Source organism: Staphylococcus sp. AS1337 (assembly GCF_051408735.1).
Classification (GTDB): Bacteria; Bacillota; Bacilli; order Staphylococcales; family Staphylococcaceae; genus Staphylococcus; species Staphylococcus xylosus_B.
Genome location: NZ_JBOIHZ010000001.1, coordinates 157,218 through 171,565 on the forward strand (window position 1 = coordinate 157,218; position 14,348 = coordinate 171,565).

At 31.2% G+C, this 14,348-nt stretch carries 12 protein-coding genes and 1 pseudogene; 5 read left to right on the plus strand and 8 right to left on the minus strand.

Going from position 1 to position 14,348, the window contains the following annotated elements; translation table 11 throughout:
• The first annotated feature begins 27 nt into the window (after window positions 1–27).
• From ACSUE0_RS00735 to ACSUE0_RS00745, 3 genes are read left to right on the plus strand one after another with little or no spacing between them, the layout of a single operon-like run.
• Window positions 28–1,308: an MFS transporter gene (locus ACSUE0_RS00735; protein ID WP_436955583.1), complete on the plus strand. Its 1,281-nt coding sequence runs from the start codon at window positions 28–30 to the stop codon at window positions 1,306–1,308.
• Entirely contained in the window at window positions 1,301–2,056 is a 756-nt protein-coding gene (locus tag ACSUE0_RS00740) for an SDR family NAD(P)-dependent oxidoreductase (protein WP_436955585.1), read from the plus strand. Before ACSUE0_RS00735 ends, ACSUE0_RS00740 begins: the two co-directional genes overlap by 8 nt.
• 25 nt (window positions 2,057–2,081) lie before the next feature.
• Window positions 2,082–2,843 carry a glucose 1-dehydrogenase gene (locus ACSUE0_RS00745; protein ID WP_436955587.1) on the plus strand — a complete coding sequence of 254 codons (762 nt, stop codon included), beginning with the start codon at window positions 2,082–2,084 and terminating at the stop codon, window positions 2,841–2,843.
• A 317-nt stretch (window positions 2,844–3,160) separates the two neighbouring features.
• Here ACSUE0_RS00745 and ACSUE0_RS00750 read toward each other — a convergent pair.
• The 3 genes and pseudogenes from ACSUE0_RS00750 to ACSUE0_RS00760 form a co-directional block, all read right to left on the minus strand.
• Window positions 3,161–3,717 (minus strand): annotated as a pseudogene (locus ACSUE0_RS00750) (amino acid permease); the annotation flags it as partial.
• A 57-nt stretch (window positions 3,718–3,774) separates the two neighbouring features.
• Window positions 3,775–4,314 (minus strand): PadR family transcriptional regulator, encoded by a 540-nt coding sequence (locus ACSUE0_RS00755; RefSeq protein WP_436955589.1) that lies wholly within the window; start codon window positions 4,312–4,314, stop codon window positions 3,775–3,777.
• Between the two features lie 58 nt (window positions 4,315–4,372).
• A complete protein-coding gene (locus ACSUE0_RS00760; protein WP_436955591.1) occupies window positions 4,373–5,539 on the minus strand; it encodes a YhgE/Pip domain-containing protein in 1,167 nt (388 codons plus the stop codon).
• Window positions 5,540–5,782: 243 nt separating this feature from the next.
• Here ACSUE0_RS00760 and ACSUE0_RS00765 point away from each other — a divergent pair, with 243 nt between their 5' ends.
• Window positions 5,783–7,387, plus strand: coding sequence for an amidohydrolase (locus tag ACSUE0_RS00765; protein WP_436955593.1), 1,605 nt, complete (start codon window positions 5,783–5,785; stop codon window positions 7,385–7,387).
• Between the two features lie 347 nt (window positions 7,388–7,734).
• Here the strand turns inward: ACSUE0_RS00765 and ACSUE0_RS00770 are convergent, their stop codons facing one another.
• On the minus strand, window positions 7,735–8,412 hold the full coding sequence (locus tag ACSUE0_RS00770) for an SDR family NAD(P)-dependent oxidoreductase (RefSeq protein ID WP_436955595.1): 678 nt from the start codon (window positions 8,410–8,412) through the stop codon (window positions 7,735–7,737).
• Between the two features lie 150 nt (window positions 8,413–8,562).
• Here ACSUE0_RS00770 and ACSUE0_RS00775 point away from each other — a divergent pair, with 150 nt between their 5' ends.
• Window positions 8,563–9,117, plus strand: coding sequence for a TetR/AcrR family transcriptional regulator (locus ACSUE0_RS00775; RefSeq protein WP_436955597.1), 555 nt, complete (start codon window positions 8,563–8,565; stop codon window positions 9,115–9,117).
• A gap of 338 nt (window positions 9,118–9,455) precedes the next feature.
• On the opposite strand, the gene ACSUE0_RS00780 is transcribed toward ACSUE0_RS00775, so the two are convergent.
• The 4 genes from ACSUE0_RS00780 to phnW all read right to left on the minus strand — a co-directional run bounded on the left by ACSUE0_RS00780 (window position 9,456) and on the right by phnW (window position 14,343).
• Window positions 9,456–10,001, minus strand: a complete 546-nt coding sequence (locus tag ACSUE0_RS00780) for a YdhK family protein (protein ID WP_436955599.1) — start codon at window positions 9,999–10,001, stop codon at window positions 9,456–9,458.
• 18 nt (window positions 10,002–10,019) lie between these two features.
• The gene (locus tag ACSUE0_RS00785) at window positions 10,020–12,041 is read right to left on the minus strand and encodes a heavy metal translocating P-type ATPase (RefSeq protein WP_436955600.1); all 2,022 of its coding nucleotides are present in this window, start codon (window positions 12,039–12,041) and stop codon (window positions 10,020–10,022) included.
• Window positions 12,042–12,457: 416 nt separating this feature from the next.
• Entirely contained in the window at window positions 12,458–13,246 is a 789-nt protein-coding gene (phnX, locus tag ACSUE0_RS00790; protein WP_436955601.1) for a phosphonoacetaldehyde hydrolase, read from the minus strand.
• Between the two features lie 2 nt (window positions 13,247–13,248).
• Window positions 13,249–14,343, minus strand: a complete 1,095-nt coding sequence (gene phnW / locus ACSUE0_RS00795; protein WP_436955603.1) for a 2-aminoethylphosphonate--pyruvate transaminase — start codon at window positions 14,341–14,343, stop codon at window positions 13,249–13,251.
• Between the last annotated feature and the right edge of the window lie 5 nt (window positions 14,344–14,348).

The following is a 14,348-nucleotide window of genomic DNA, read 5'->3' on the forward strand; positions in this document are numbered from 1 at the left end:
ATACTTTGAATTATAGAGGAGGATTAAATGAATAAAAGAAAGTTACATTTTGCGTGGTTAATATTAATAGGACTCTGTATTTCTGTAGGGTTAGGTAAAGCAACATTAAATAATTCAGCAGGTTTGTTTTTATCCCCTGTATCCCAAGATTTAAATGTAGGTGTAGGTAGTTTAACGATTTATTTAAGTGTTTCTTCGATTGTGACTTTACTGTTTCTTCCATTTGGAGGAAAGCTATTATCTAAATATAGTGCAAGGTTAGTATTGTTTTTTGCTATTGTTTTACAAGCAGGCGCATTCGCTTTATTTGGTTTAATGAACTCAGTTTGGGGATGGTATCTCTTAGCCATACCACTCGCTATTGGTGGTGTTTTCATTACCGTAATAGGTGGTCCTGTTATAATTGAAAGATGGTTTAATAAAGGTAAGGGGATTGCGCTTGGTATTTTATCAGCGATTGGAGGATTACTTGGTGTGTTTGCACAACCTATTATAGGCGATTTAATTAGTCAGTTTGGTTGGAGAAATGCATATTTTATTACAGGTATAGGTGTGCTTATTATTGTTGCGCCTATTATTTTATTATTAATTCGTAATTTTCCTAAGGATAAAAATACAAAAGCTTATGGAGATACAAGCGCTGATATAGATTCCCATAAGCAAACACAAAACATTGAAGGTATCGCATATACTACGGCCAAAAAAACACCAGCTTTTTTCTTATTAGCCTTATTTTTTTTCATTATTACTGCCATATCAAGCTTTACAATGCACGTTCCGACTTACCTTGTTAATCATGGACAAAAAGTTAGTATTGCTGGCGCAATGATGTCTGCATTAATGGTGGGTGTTTTTGTCGGTTCACTTGTATTTGGTTATCTAACAGACAAGATCGGCGCAAAAAAAGTTGCTTTATTGGCTATGATACTAGGACTAATCGCCACTATTTTATTGATTGCTATGCCTAATTTTATTGTGATAGTAGCTGTTGCTTTATTCTTATTTGGTGTGTTTACTTCATCGATTGGAACAATAGCACCAGCAATGACTTCGTCATTATTTGGAAGTAAAGACTATAGTCAAATTTATTCCACTTCATCAATTGGCTTAGCCCTTGCATCTATTGTCGCTTTACCAGCTTATGGTTTTATATATGATATTTCAGGAAGCTATACCATGGGCCTTATTATCATTATTTTACTCTTTGTGGTTAATATCATTGCGATTATTTTGGCTTTTAAAAATAAAGAAAAACTTGTTAAAGAAGGATATTGGAATTCTAAAAAGAAAGGTGATTTAAATGGCTAGACTAGATAATAAAATTGCTATCGTAACAGGTGGCGCAGGAGGCATTGGGTCTGGAATTGTAAGAGCCTATGTTAAAGAAAATGCAAAAGTTGTTATTGTTGACATTGCTGAAGAAAAAGGACAGGCATTGAGCCAAGAATTAAACAATCAAGGTTATGATACCTTATTTATAAAAACAGACTTAAGTAATAAAGCATCATTACAAGCATGTGTAGATCAGACTATTCAAACGTATGGACAAATTGACATATTAATTAATAATGCTCATGCATCTCGTATGAATAGTTTTTTAAATATTACTGAAGATGATTTGAATTTATCATTTAATACGGGGTTTTATGCGACATTTTATTTATGTCAAATGGTAATTCCTTATTTAAAAGAAACACACGGAAACATTATAAATTTTGGCTCTGGTGCTGCTGTAAAAGGAGACAAAAATCAAGGGTCTTATATTGTGGCTAAAGAGGCTATTCGTGGTATAACTCGCGTTATCGCAAATGAGTTTGGAGAATTTGGTATCAATGCTAATATTATTTCCCCTATTGCTTATTCTGAAGGTGTTGATCAATGGAGAAAAGATAACCCAGAATATTATAACCAAGTTGTCCAAGGTATTCCTCTACAAAAATTTGGAGACGTAGAAAAGGATATTGGACCAGTCGCTGTATTTCTAGGAAGTAAAGATGCTCAATATATTACTGGACAAACAGTGATGGTAGATGGCGGTAGTATTAAATTATATTAATGACATAAAGAAAGCGTGATAACTAATGGAACAATTAATGGAAAATAAAGTTGGTATTGTAACCGCAGCAGGTAATGGGATTGGTAGAGCAAGTGCTATTGCCTTTGCGAAAGCAGGAGCGAAAGTTGTCGTTTCAGATATTTCTGAAGATGCAGGATGTGAAACTGTGAAACTCATTGAGGAACAAGATGGAGAAGCACATTTTATTAAGTGTAACGTTGGTAAAGAAGAAGAAGTGAAAAATCTAATAGATCAAACTATTGAGAAATTTGGACAATTAGATTGGGCGCATAATAATGCAGGAGTAGGTGCATCAACGGCTCCAGTAACAGAAATTGACACAGATCGTTGGCAGCGTGTAATAGATATTACTTTAACTGGTACATTTTTATGTTTGAAATATGAGATACCAGCTATGCTTGAATCTGGTGGAGGTGCAATTGTTAATACAGCATCTACAGGTGGTTTAGTTGGAACGCCTGGTTTAACGCCTTATATTTCTGCTAAACACGGTGTTAATGGGTTAACTAAAAGTGCAGCATTAGAATTTGGCAAACGAAATATACGCATTAATTCAATCTGTCCTGGTATGACAAAAACAGCAGCCGTAGAAAGTTGGAGTCAAGATGCTGAAGATCAAGCGAAAGCTTTTGAATCTGGTATTCCGATGGGACGTATGGGCATCCCAAATGAACAAGCAAGTGCTGCGGTTTGGTTATGTTCTGACCAGTCTTCTTTTATTACAGGTATTAATCTACCTGTTGATGGTGGAGAAACTGCAGAATAAATTTAATAAATATATAAACTTATAATGAGACCCTTAACTAATTTTTTAGTTAAGGGTCTCATTAATATTGCTAAAAATATTATGTCAATAATAGACATAGTAAATAATAGCGATATTTTAATTTATTTTTTATCATTGATCATAGTATTAATCTCTTCTTCACTATGATTTAAAATCATTCTACTTAAGTAATCTCCATCAATGTATTTTAATTTCGGGTACCTTACTACAAAGAATATTAATCCTATAATTGCCCACATCCCTAATGCAATATATGAAGGCATGGATAAAGAAGCAGGAGAACCAGGAATTAATAATAATAATAAAATAGTTATAATAATAGCTATACAAAAATAATATTGTAATGATCCTGATACACTAGCTCCTTTAATGGTAATGAACATAAAAGCAATTAATGATACAGAGGCGATTAAAATTTCAGTAATATATACATCCCAGCCCGCAATTGTATACAATTTACCTATTTTTAAAACGCCTGGTATTAAAAATTTAACTAACAAACTAAAAGCTGTAGCATTTAATGCAACTACACAAATATATCCAAAAGTTAAAAACCAGGAAGAGAAGAAACTTATATATCGTCCAAAACCTAAAAAACTAAAAGCAAACGCTCCTCCTGAAACAGGGAAATGCTCAACTAAAGCTCCATAGCTAACTGCTATTAATATCATCAGTAGGGCTCCAATTGTGATACCTATCATAGACGATATAGAACCTGACTTACTTAACCAATCTCCAGGAAGAATAAAAGCCCCCATCCTATACAAGAGCCATAAGCAATCGTCCACACAAATTTTTCCGAAAGATTGTGTTTTAAGTCTCCCCTGTTTATTTTAATATCCTCCATTAAAATTCACTCCATGTAATTAAATTATATGATTAAACTAATATTCTATACATACTTTGAAAATTAGATATCATTGTTTTTAATTGCTTCTATTATTTTTTCTAAAAAATTAATTTTATGAGTTGTTTTTGTGTTGAAGTAATCCCACATAAAATTTGAAAGTTCTTCATTTTTAGGTACTGTTTCATATTTTTTTAAAAAACCTTTTGATTGTTTTAAGGTATATTTAAAATCTTGAACTTTATTTTCCAATATATTAACAACTTTTTTACGATCAACGTATTTAAGATATGCAATACCAACATATATTTCTTCAATTTCATTCGCATTTTCAAATAATTTGTACATCATGTTTGGTAAATTTTTCTTACCTTGTTCAGTAATTTTAAACACTTGTTTATCTGGACGGTTTTCTTCTTTGATTGTTTCTACTACTTCAATAAACTCTTTTTTCGATAATTTTTCAAAATGATAATAAAGTTTATTTTCCGTTAAATCGCTCATTTTGTCATAAGGTATTGGTTCAGACAATTCTTTTTTAAGTAAATAAGGATAAGTGTTTTTTTCCATTAATTTACTTAATATAAATATTTGAGTAGACATTTTGCATCTTCCTTTATAATTTGTTAGTTAGATTAGTTTAATATAATCAACAGTACTTTTATTCGTTTTCCATTGCTGGATTTAAACTTTTATAATTTTTAATGGTCTCTTTGTTTTCTTTTTTAGAAGCAAGAGTTACGATGAAGATATTAATTAACGTTGAAATTAACCCGATAGCTATCATTGAGAAAATATAAGTCATTTGTGAAATGTTGCCAAAAATATTTGCAAAATGTCCTTGAACAGAATAATACATCGGGGAAATGTAACTCATCCAATTATATAAAGCAGGCATCATGTCACGGCTCATTGTGGCGCCATTCGAGATTGTTTGTATTAATAAAATAGGTATATTTACAATCATACCTGTTGATCCAATTAAAAATATTATTATTGCAGTAAAGTTAAAGGAAACCCAATAGTTTGACATTGTTTGAGCAAAAATACTAAAAAAGTTACTAATATCTAAGTCGTTAACTAGATATGTAATTCCTAACGCGATTAAAGACGCTGCCAATCCAATCATTACCGCAGTCAATTGAACATAAACAAATATTTTTATGTTACTAGTTTTGTGGCGATTTTCTTTAAACGCACTAACTAATTGCATGGCACCAATCATTGATCCGATATAAACAGCTGATGTTAAAAACATAGGCAACATTTTATAATTCATGTTTGGGGACATTTGATTAATATGAGAAATGTCGCCAGAATATGAATTATTAATTTGGTTAATTAATCCATGCACTTGTTTTTCTGGAATTTTCATCTGTTTTAATCCTGAGTTAGTAGTTTGGTTAGAAAATTGATTACTTAATTGAGTATTGATTTCTTTGCCAATTGAATCCATTGATTGACTGATCATTGTGGGAGATGCATCGTTTATTTTAAAATTTAAGCCAGGGGTGTCTTTTTTAGAGATTAAATTTTTTGAAAAGTCTTTAGGGATATGAATTATAAGGTTTAACTTATTATGCATTAGTTTATTATTTGCTTCTACGTAAGTAATGTTTTTATTAATATTATTAAACGGTAAGCTTTTATTTAATTGTTTTGAGATTTGATCTCCATAATTTCCATTATCATCATTAATTATAGCAATAGGGAGTTTATTAATATTTCCAGGCATAGCTTTATATCCTGGCAAAAACAAGGCATAAAAGACACCCATAAATATTGCTCCTTTAGCACCTTTTGTTTTTATAAATTCTTTGAATTTCAATTATACCTTTCCCTTTCATAATTATACTTTTTTAAAAGTACTTTTATTAGAACACTCAACAATATTACAGATTAAGTTTTTAAAATGAAAAAAATAAAACTCAATATATTAAAATAATAAATTTTTCAGCATAGCTTTTCGGTATTAGTGTAAATAGTAAATTACAAAATGTTGAAAAATTTTTGTTTTAAGAATAAGGTATTCAATGAGTTTCTAATAGTAAAAAAACAGGAGGTTTTATAAATGGAAATTTCAAAGATAGTTAATGCAAATATTTTAGATATGATAGATAACAAGCCTTATCTTGCTACATTGTATTTAAAAGATGGGTATATTGATCAAATTATCTCCCAAGATTCAATTATAAAAGATAGTGAGGCACTTGATTTAGAAGAAAAATGGATTACACCAGGTTTTATTGACACTCATAGTCATCCCACAGCATATGGTACTACAAAAACAATGGTAGATTGTTCTGCAAATAAAATTTCGAATATAGATGAATTAATTCAGCAATTCAAAGTACAAAAAGAAAATTTGTACAAAAAAGGTTGGGTTATGGGCTTCGGTTATAATGAAAAATCATTAGAAGAACAAAGACATCCTAATCGCTTTGATTTAGATAAAATTTCAGAAGATGTTGCTATATGCGTTATGCACTATTCGGGGCATATGGCTACTGTTAATACAAAAGCTTTAGAGTATATGGGTGTTAGTTTGGATGACCCAGATCCTGAGGGTGGCTACTATGAGCGTGACCAACATGGCAAAGTTAATGGTGTATTAATTGAAATTCCAGCAACTGCAAAATTACAACGTGCTTTACCTGAGGCTAAACCAGAAGATACTATCTATACAATGAATTTAGCTGTAGATGACTATGTTAAAAGTGGTATAACTAGTACATCTGATTTATTAATTGGTAGTAGAGGATATATAGATTATGAGGGAGTACTTAAATTTTTGGAGTCTCCTCAGAGAATTCGCACACGTTGGATGTTAAGTCATGAGTTATTAGAACAAAATCACAATTTAAAAAATATTCATGCTAACGAAATTGAAGAAAAGTTAAATAATATAAGTAATGGTATGGGACATTTAGGAGGAGTTAAATGTTTTAGCGATGGCTCTATACAATTACAAACTGCATCAATTCGTAATAAATACTTAGATGGCAGTGAAGCGCCTGCACCATTAATGAGTAACAACAAACTGATTGATATATTTAAACATTTTCAAAAATTAGGATTTAACATCGTGACGCATGCTAATGGTGATTTTGCTGCTAAGTCAGTCATTAACGCTTATAAAGCTACAGCTGATTATAAAAAAACACCTTTATTAAATCGTATTGAACATCTACAAACAGTCACACAGGATGATATTAAAGAAATGGCTGAACACAATATTGGTGGTTCTTTCTTTATCAATCATGTATATTATTTTGGAGATTTACACCGTGATGTATTTTTAGGTGAAGAGAAAGCACAAAATTTAGATCCATTAAGATGGGCTGAAGATGCAAATATGACATTCACAATTCATACAGATGCACCTGTTACACCTATTTCTCCTTTAGAATCAATTCAAATTGCAGTTAATAGGATCACAAAAAACGGGAAAGTTTTAGGTGAAAACCAACGTTTAACACGTAGTGAAGCATATAAAAAAATGACTATAGATGCTGCTAAATTGAATAATACGGATGATTACGAAGGAGCTATTAAAAAAGGTAACGTAGCTGACTTTGTAATATTAAACAAAAACCCACTAGACACCAACGTAGTATTGAATGATGATTTAATTGAAATGACTATATGCAACAGTGAAGTTGTACATTCTATTTAACATATATTAACTTAAGGAAATTACGATACTAATACATTCACAAATTGTTAAATAATGTAGTTGCTTTTCTCTCAGGGGCCAATTTACCCCTGAGATGAGATATTATCTATGTTGAAAACCCTTATGCCGATTATATTATTGCGACATATACGTATTGACTATACAAGTATAATGAAAAAGACGTTTAGCCACACCTACAAAATCCCCTCACTACTAGCAATAGTGAGGGGTTAGTGCGTTTATATTAGTTCCTTGATAAATGTTCTATAACTTCATAACATAGTAAAACATAAAAACGTTTAATTAATATAAAAATAAAATTTGATCATTTAATTACGGTACACTAATTAGGAAATATCAGATTGTTTAAGACCTTTTGGAAAGGTCTCTTCAAATTTTTCTTTTTGACTATATAAATTATACCAAGCCTCCGCAATCAAATTTGGGTCTCCTACTGTTCCAGGATCTATCATTGTTCCTATTGAAAGATGTCTGATAAATATGCCTTTATCTTCCAGCTGAGAGTAGAGGTTTTCAGCATAATTACGTAAGCCAGCGCCTATAATTCCAGCGTTTCCAGCAAAAGGTAAAGGGAATATTGTAGATACACCTGTTGTAAATAGAATTGCCCCCTCTCCTTTATTTATCATATCTGGTAAAACTTCGTTAACTAACTGAATTGATGGGAATAGATAAGTTTTTAACATTTCTGATACACTATCTGGTGTAGTTTCTAATATATTTGTAAATTTATCTTCTTTGGCGTAAGGGCTAAACTCTATGACATCAATTGAACCAAACTCAATTTTAATTGTTTGGATAGATTGTTTTAAGGCTTCCAAGTCTGTGATATCTGCTATATAAGTTTTTGTCTCAATGTTTAAATTACTCAGATCTTCTTGAATAACTTTTAATTTCTCAGCATTTCGAGAAATAGTTGCTACTCTAAATCCTTCAGCGCCAAATTTTTTAGCTATAGATAGTCCTAAACCAGTACCTGCGCCTACAATGACTAATGTTTTCATTTTAAGTAGCTCCTTGTCTATGATATATTAAAACAACAAAGTGTTGCTTTAAGTAAAATATACAGTTAATAACGTGATATAACAATCAACAAACCATACTTGAATGTTGCTATAGCAACAATAACTTTAATTGTTGAGGAGATAATTCAAATGGCAGAAAAAGTAAAAAATTTGAGAATGACACATACGAAACAATCATTGATTAATGCCTTTTTTAGTTTAGTAGATAAAAAAGATTTTGAGAAAATAACAATAGCAGATATCACAAAAGGGGCTAAAGTAAATAGAGCAACATTTTATGCCCACTTTGAAGATAAATATGACTTAATCGACTATGTTATGGAAGATTTTGCTACGGTTTCTATTGAGAACTATGTTTCGGAAACTATGATTTTTAATCAAGAAAATATAAGTCAACTCATTTTAGCAGTTCATGATTTTTATAAAGAACCTAATATTGAATGCAGAAGTAGCTATGCTGGATTAGCATTACCGCAAATGAGAGAAAAAATACTAAGCGAGTTGAATAATGTTTTAACAAAAAGTTTAAAAGGTATTTATGAAGATAATGAAAAAGAAATATTTGTGCCTATTTTTTCACAAATGGTTCATGAAGCCGCATTACAGTTAGCTGATAGTAATAGCACGATAGAGAAGGAAGCATTAGCTAAGAAAATTGCATTATTTATAGTTGGAAGAGCTTAATTTTTTAATTATAGAAAATATATTATTTTAGTAACCTATACACAGTTGGTCTAATTACTCTAGTTTGTTTAGCAATTTCTTCTACTGTAATTTTTTATTTGTCACACAAAGAATTAATTTCTTATTCTTTATGGTCACGTAAGGGATACGACCAACTATAGGCATAAATAACTAAAGAACCTCTTAATTTATAATTAAGAGGTTCTGTGTCAAAAATGAAAAATATTATATTGTTGGTTAAATTAATTTATAGGTATAAAAATAGGTTATTTTATTTTCAATCATCTATTTTCAAAAGTATATTCTTAAACATTTAATTATAGATGTTAATATTATATTTAACGAGGTTTTAGTTCATCACCTATCATCCATTTATGATTTTTAACCATCTTATTATTTTTTGTCGATTTATAATCTAACATGTAGACAGTTGTGTTTTTTACATCATCTATTTTAGCCTGTGCACCCTTCATACCATCCATATGATCACCTTCTAATTTAACTGTATCGCCTTTTTCGAACCCTTTTTCAGGAGCATCTTTAATTTCTTCATTTACGACCCATTTATGATTATTTATTTTTTCATCCCCATTTGTAGGTTTATAACTGACAACATAAGCATGCGTTTTGTAGGCACCTTTAACTGTAGCTTCTGCGCTTTTCATGCCTGGCATATGAGCTTTTGTTATAGTCACTTTATCTCCTGGTTTAAACTTCCCTTTCTTAGTTGATGTCATATCCTCTAGAGCTTTACTTTCACTATTATGATTCATGTGGCTTTCATGTTTTTGGTCTTTAGATTCTTCGTTTTGTTCCTTGCTATTTGAGCAAGCAGATAATACTAAAATTGATGCTAATATAAGAAAAGTCGCTTTTTTAATCATGATAAAAACTCCTATCTACTATTTTAATTTTAGCGTGAAGGCGTTAATTGCAACGATAACTGTACTTAGTGACATTAACACTGCTCCTACAGCTGGAGAGAGAATTAAACCTATAAAAGCCAAAATACCAGCGGCTAAGGGTACAGCTATAATATTATATCCTGCACCCCACCATAAATTTTGAATCATCTTTCTCATGGTGTTTTTTGAAAGCGTCAAGAAATGGATAATATCAGATGGATTACTTTTAACAAGAATAATATCACCTGACTCAATGGCAACATCTGTACCTGCACCAATTGCTATACCAATGTCAGCTCTTATAAGACTAGGAGCATCATTGATACCATCACCAATCATCATTACTTTCTTACCATTACTTTGATAATCTTTAATGATACTCTCTTTATCTTCTGGCATTAATTGTGCGTGTACATCATTGATACCTAATTCTTTGGCAACAACATGTGCTACTTCTTTATTATCGCCTGTTAGCATGACTGGTGTGATATTTCTGGATAATAAATCAGCTACCATCTGTTTAGAACTTACTTTAATTTTATCTCCTTGCGCGATGATACCAATAACTTGTTGTTCATCAATTAAATAACTAATGGAATTACCTTGTTGAGCTAATGTTGTAAACAAGTCTTTGTCATAATCAAATTCATATTTATCAAGATAAGAAACATTTGTAATTTTGTACTTTTTATTATCAACTATGCCTTCTAACCCTACACCTGAAATATTATTCACATCCTGAGGTTCAACGTAAGAAATGTTTTTCTCTGTCGCAAAGTCTACAATACCTATTGCTAACGGGTGATTAGATTGGCTTTCTAATGATGCAAACAGACTTATTACTGCATCGTCACTCAAGTCAACTTGCAAACTTTCAAAATGATTAACTGAAAAATTTCCTTCTGTAAGTGTACCGGTTTTATCCATCATTACATAGTCTATATATTGTGCTAGTTCTACAGCCTCTCTTTTTTTAATGATTAAACCATTATGGGCAGCTATCGAAGTAGAACGAGCAGTTACTAAAGGTATTGCTAAGCCTAATGCATGGGGACAAGCAATTACTAATACAGTTACTAGGCGTTCTAATGCGAAATCAATATTATTTTGAATAAACATCCACGCGATAAATGCAATCAGACCAATACTTACCGCAAAATAGAACAAATAACCAGCTACTTTATCTGATAATAACTCAGCTTTTGATTTATCATTTTGCGCTTGATTAACAAGCTCCATCACTTGGGAAAGGTAACCATCTTCACCTACAGCTGTAACTTCAACCTGTATAGTTCTTGATCCATTAGTAGAACCACCAATAACATAGTCATTAGGGTTTTTTTGTATTTTTTTAGATTCCCCTGTGACTAATGATTCATCTACAAATGTTTGACCTTGAACGATAATTCCATCTGAAGGAAAACTTTCTCCAGCTCTCACTTCAACGATATCACCAATGACGATGTCTGATATTTTAATTTCTACACGTTGACCATTATCCGTTACTTTAAAAGCACTATTAGGTAAAAGCTCTGCCATTTTCTTCAATGTATCTCCAGCATTTCCTACCGCATTCATTTCAACCCAATGACCTAATAACATAATTAAAATTAATGTAGCTAATTCCCAGAAAAAGTCCATTGTATGATCTGGTGTACTACTAATGTTATTCATATAAAAAGCATACAAGCTATAAATGTAAGCTACCGAAATTCCTAAAGCAACTAGTGTCATCATTCCTGGTTTTTTAACTTTAAGTTCATCTTTTCCGCCAATTAAGAATGGTTTACCGCCATAAAAGAATAAAATTGTAGCAAGTATTAACACCACCCATTCAGAACCTGAAAATGTGAATTGAAATGGTAATTTAACTCCCATCATTGGTGATAAAACAATGATAGGTATCGCAAAAATTAATGAGACAAAGAATTTAACTTTAAACTCACCATGATGGTGATGTTCGTGATCACTATGATGGTCAGGGTTGTCATAATGATCATGATGTTCATGGTTTGACAAATTAAAACCTCCTTAACTTCATACTTTTAATTATCATAACATTATATACCCTTACAGGGTATAATTAAAGCGTTAAATATAAAAACAATTTCATCTATTCCTCAATCATTTAATAGTCACTTTTTATTAACATAATCGATGATTAATAGAAAAATACACATATTAAAGTAATTCTATTATATTCTTTATAATTTTATTTTTTAATAAAAATCGTTATTAAACCCATAATACTTAGTTTAAAAATGTTGAATACTTCAAGAGGAAGTAATTTATTCCCAGATGTTAGTGAATTCGATAATTTTCATAAAAAAACACCTCCGAATAAATTCATCCTGAAGATGAATTCAACGAAAGCGTCTTTATTTTACATCCTATATTTGAGACCATTTTAGTAAATAAGGAATATCTTTAATGTTTTATTCTTTTTTATTTAATTCTGCTAATAATAGCGGTAATTCTGTTATATCTTGTAATACGTAATCTGCCCCATTAGCTATGAATTTTTGTTTTGTTTCTTCTATAATTTTATTTTTTTCCTCTTTATTTAAATTATTCCACTCATTTTCTCTTAATCCAACAACCGAGCTGCCTTTAATAATACCCACTGCTGTAATACCACTATTAACTGCTTCTTTGATATCGGATACAGTATCTCCTACTTTTATTACTTCATGAACCGATTGTAATTCGAGTTGGCGCATATTTTCAAAAATCATATATGGATACGGTCTACCGTATCCTCCCACATCATCAGCTGTTACAATATGGTCAGGTGCATATCCCTTTTCTTTCGCAGCTGAACTCACTATTTTCATCATTTCTCTTGTATATCCTGTTGTAGACCCAATAACATATCCTTTGTCTCGAAGGTCGTCTATGACTTCAGTCACATTAATTATTGGATCAGTAAATGATTTTAGATTCTTCATTAATAGCTTTTCAAATTGATTATATAAATTATCTATGTCTTGTTCGTTATGTGATTTTCCGTATTGTTTTTGCCACAATTGTTGTATTCTTGGCATTTCTAACATAGTTTGAATATGATCTCTTTTTAACATACCCATTGGTTCACGAGCTTCGTCTATTGTCACTGTTACTTCGGCTTCTTTAAAAATATCTATAAATACATTTACAGGTGCAAAACAACCAAAGTCAACTGTAGTACCAGCCCAATCGAATATAATTCCTTTGATTTTAGTCATATTTATTCCCCTTTCATTATTCGATATTGTTTTATTAGTTTAATCATTAATTCAAAGTCATTTCGATGTAAATCCCCAATATTACCAATTCTAAATGAAGGTTTATTCATCAACTTACCCGGATATAGTACGAAATTTCGATGCTTCATATATTCATAGAAATCTTTAAAATCAAATGACTCATTGGGATATAAAAATGTAGTAATAATTGGTGATTGTACTGTACTTTTAACATAAGGTTCAAATCCCATTTTTTTCATTTCATTAATAATATACGTATTGTTACTTTGATAGCGTTGATATCTCTGTACTACGCCACCTTCTTCTTCTAATTCTCTGATTGCTTGTCTAAAAGAAGCAACTACATGTGTAGGTGAAGTAAAACGCCACTTTCCATCTATATTCATATTTTTCCATTGATCATAAAGGTCTAGGGAGACACTCGACGCGTTCCCTTCACATAGTTCTAATGATGTTCGTTTGGCGATAACAAATCCAAATCCTGGCACACCTTGAATACATTTATTAGCACTACTAATTAAATAGTCAATATCTAATGCTTGTATATTGATTGGGACACCGCCAAAACTACTCATTGCATCTAAAATAACTTTCAAGTTGTTTTGAGTAGCCATTTCGCATATTTCTTCGATTGGATTTAAGATACCTGTCGTTGTTTCACAATGAACAAATGCGATATGTGTAATTGATGTGTCACTATCTATTATTTCCTTCAGTTCATTGATATTTGGTATTTCATTATATCCTAAATAGACTGGAGTAACGCTTTTTTTCATTACTTGCGCCATCTTAACCATTCTTTCACCATACGCACCATTGCTAATAATAAGTATATGATCATCATCGGATAATGCTGTCTGTAGTACACTCTCTACTACAAAACTGCCGCTCCCTTGTTGTAACACTGTCGTATACTTACTCGGATCTGTCATTCCTATTGTTAACAATTTTTGACGTATTGACTGTGTTAGACTTTTATAGTCAACGTCCCAAGTACATCGATCTTCTAGCATTTGCGCTTTTACTGTTTCCGTTGTTGTCAATGGTCCTGGTGTTAAAAGTTTATATTGTGACATAATAA

Bases quoted from the DNA above. Each gene is read 5' to 3' on its own strand.
- ACSUE0_RS00735 (WP_436955583.1), top strand. From the start codon at position 28: ATGAATAAAAGAAAGTTACATTTTGCGTGGTTAATATTAATAGGACTC.
- ACSUE0_RS00740 (WP_436955585.1), top strand. From the start codon at position 1,301: ATGGCTAGACTAGATAATAAAATTGCTATCGTAACAGGTGGCGCAGGA.
- ACSUE0_RS00745 (WP_436955587.1), top strand. From the start codon at position 2,082: ATGGAACAATTAATGGAAAATAAAGTTGGTATTGTAACCGCAGCAGGT.
- ACSUE0_RS00755 (WP_436955589.1), bottom strand. From the start codon at position 4,314: ATGTCTACTCAAATATTTATATTAAGTAAATTAATGGAAAAAAACACT.
- ACSUE0_RS00765 (WP_436955593.1), top strand. From the start codon at position 5,783: ATGGAAATTTCAAAGATAGTTAATGCAAATATTTTAGATATGATAGAT.
- ACSUE0_RS00770 (WP_436955595.1), bottom strand. From the start codon at position 8,412: ATGAAAACATTAGTCATTGTAGGCGCAGGTACTGGTTTAGGACTATCT.
- ACSUE0_RS00775 (WP_436955597.1), top strand. From the start codon at position 8,563: ATGGCAGAAAAAGTAAAAAATTTGAGAATGACACATACGAAACAATCA.
- ACSUE0_RS00780 (WP_436955599.1), bottom strand. From the start codon at position 10,001: ATGATTAAAAAAGCGACTTTTCTTATATTAGCATCAATTTTAGTATTA.
- phnX (WP_436955601.1), bottom strand. From the start codon at position 13,246: ATGACTAAAATCAAAGGAATTATATTCGATTGGGCTGGTACTACAGTT.
- phnW (WP_436955603.1), bottom strand. From the start codon at position 14,343: ATGTCACAATATAAACTTTTAACACCAGGACCATTGACAACAACGGAA.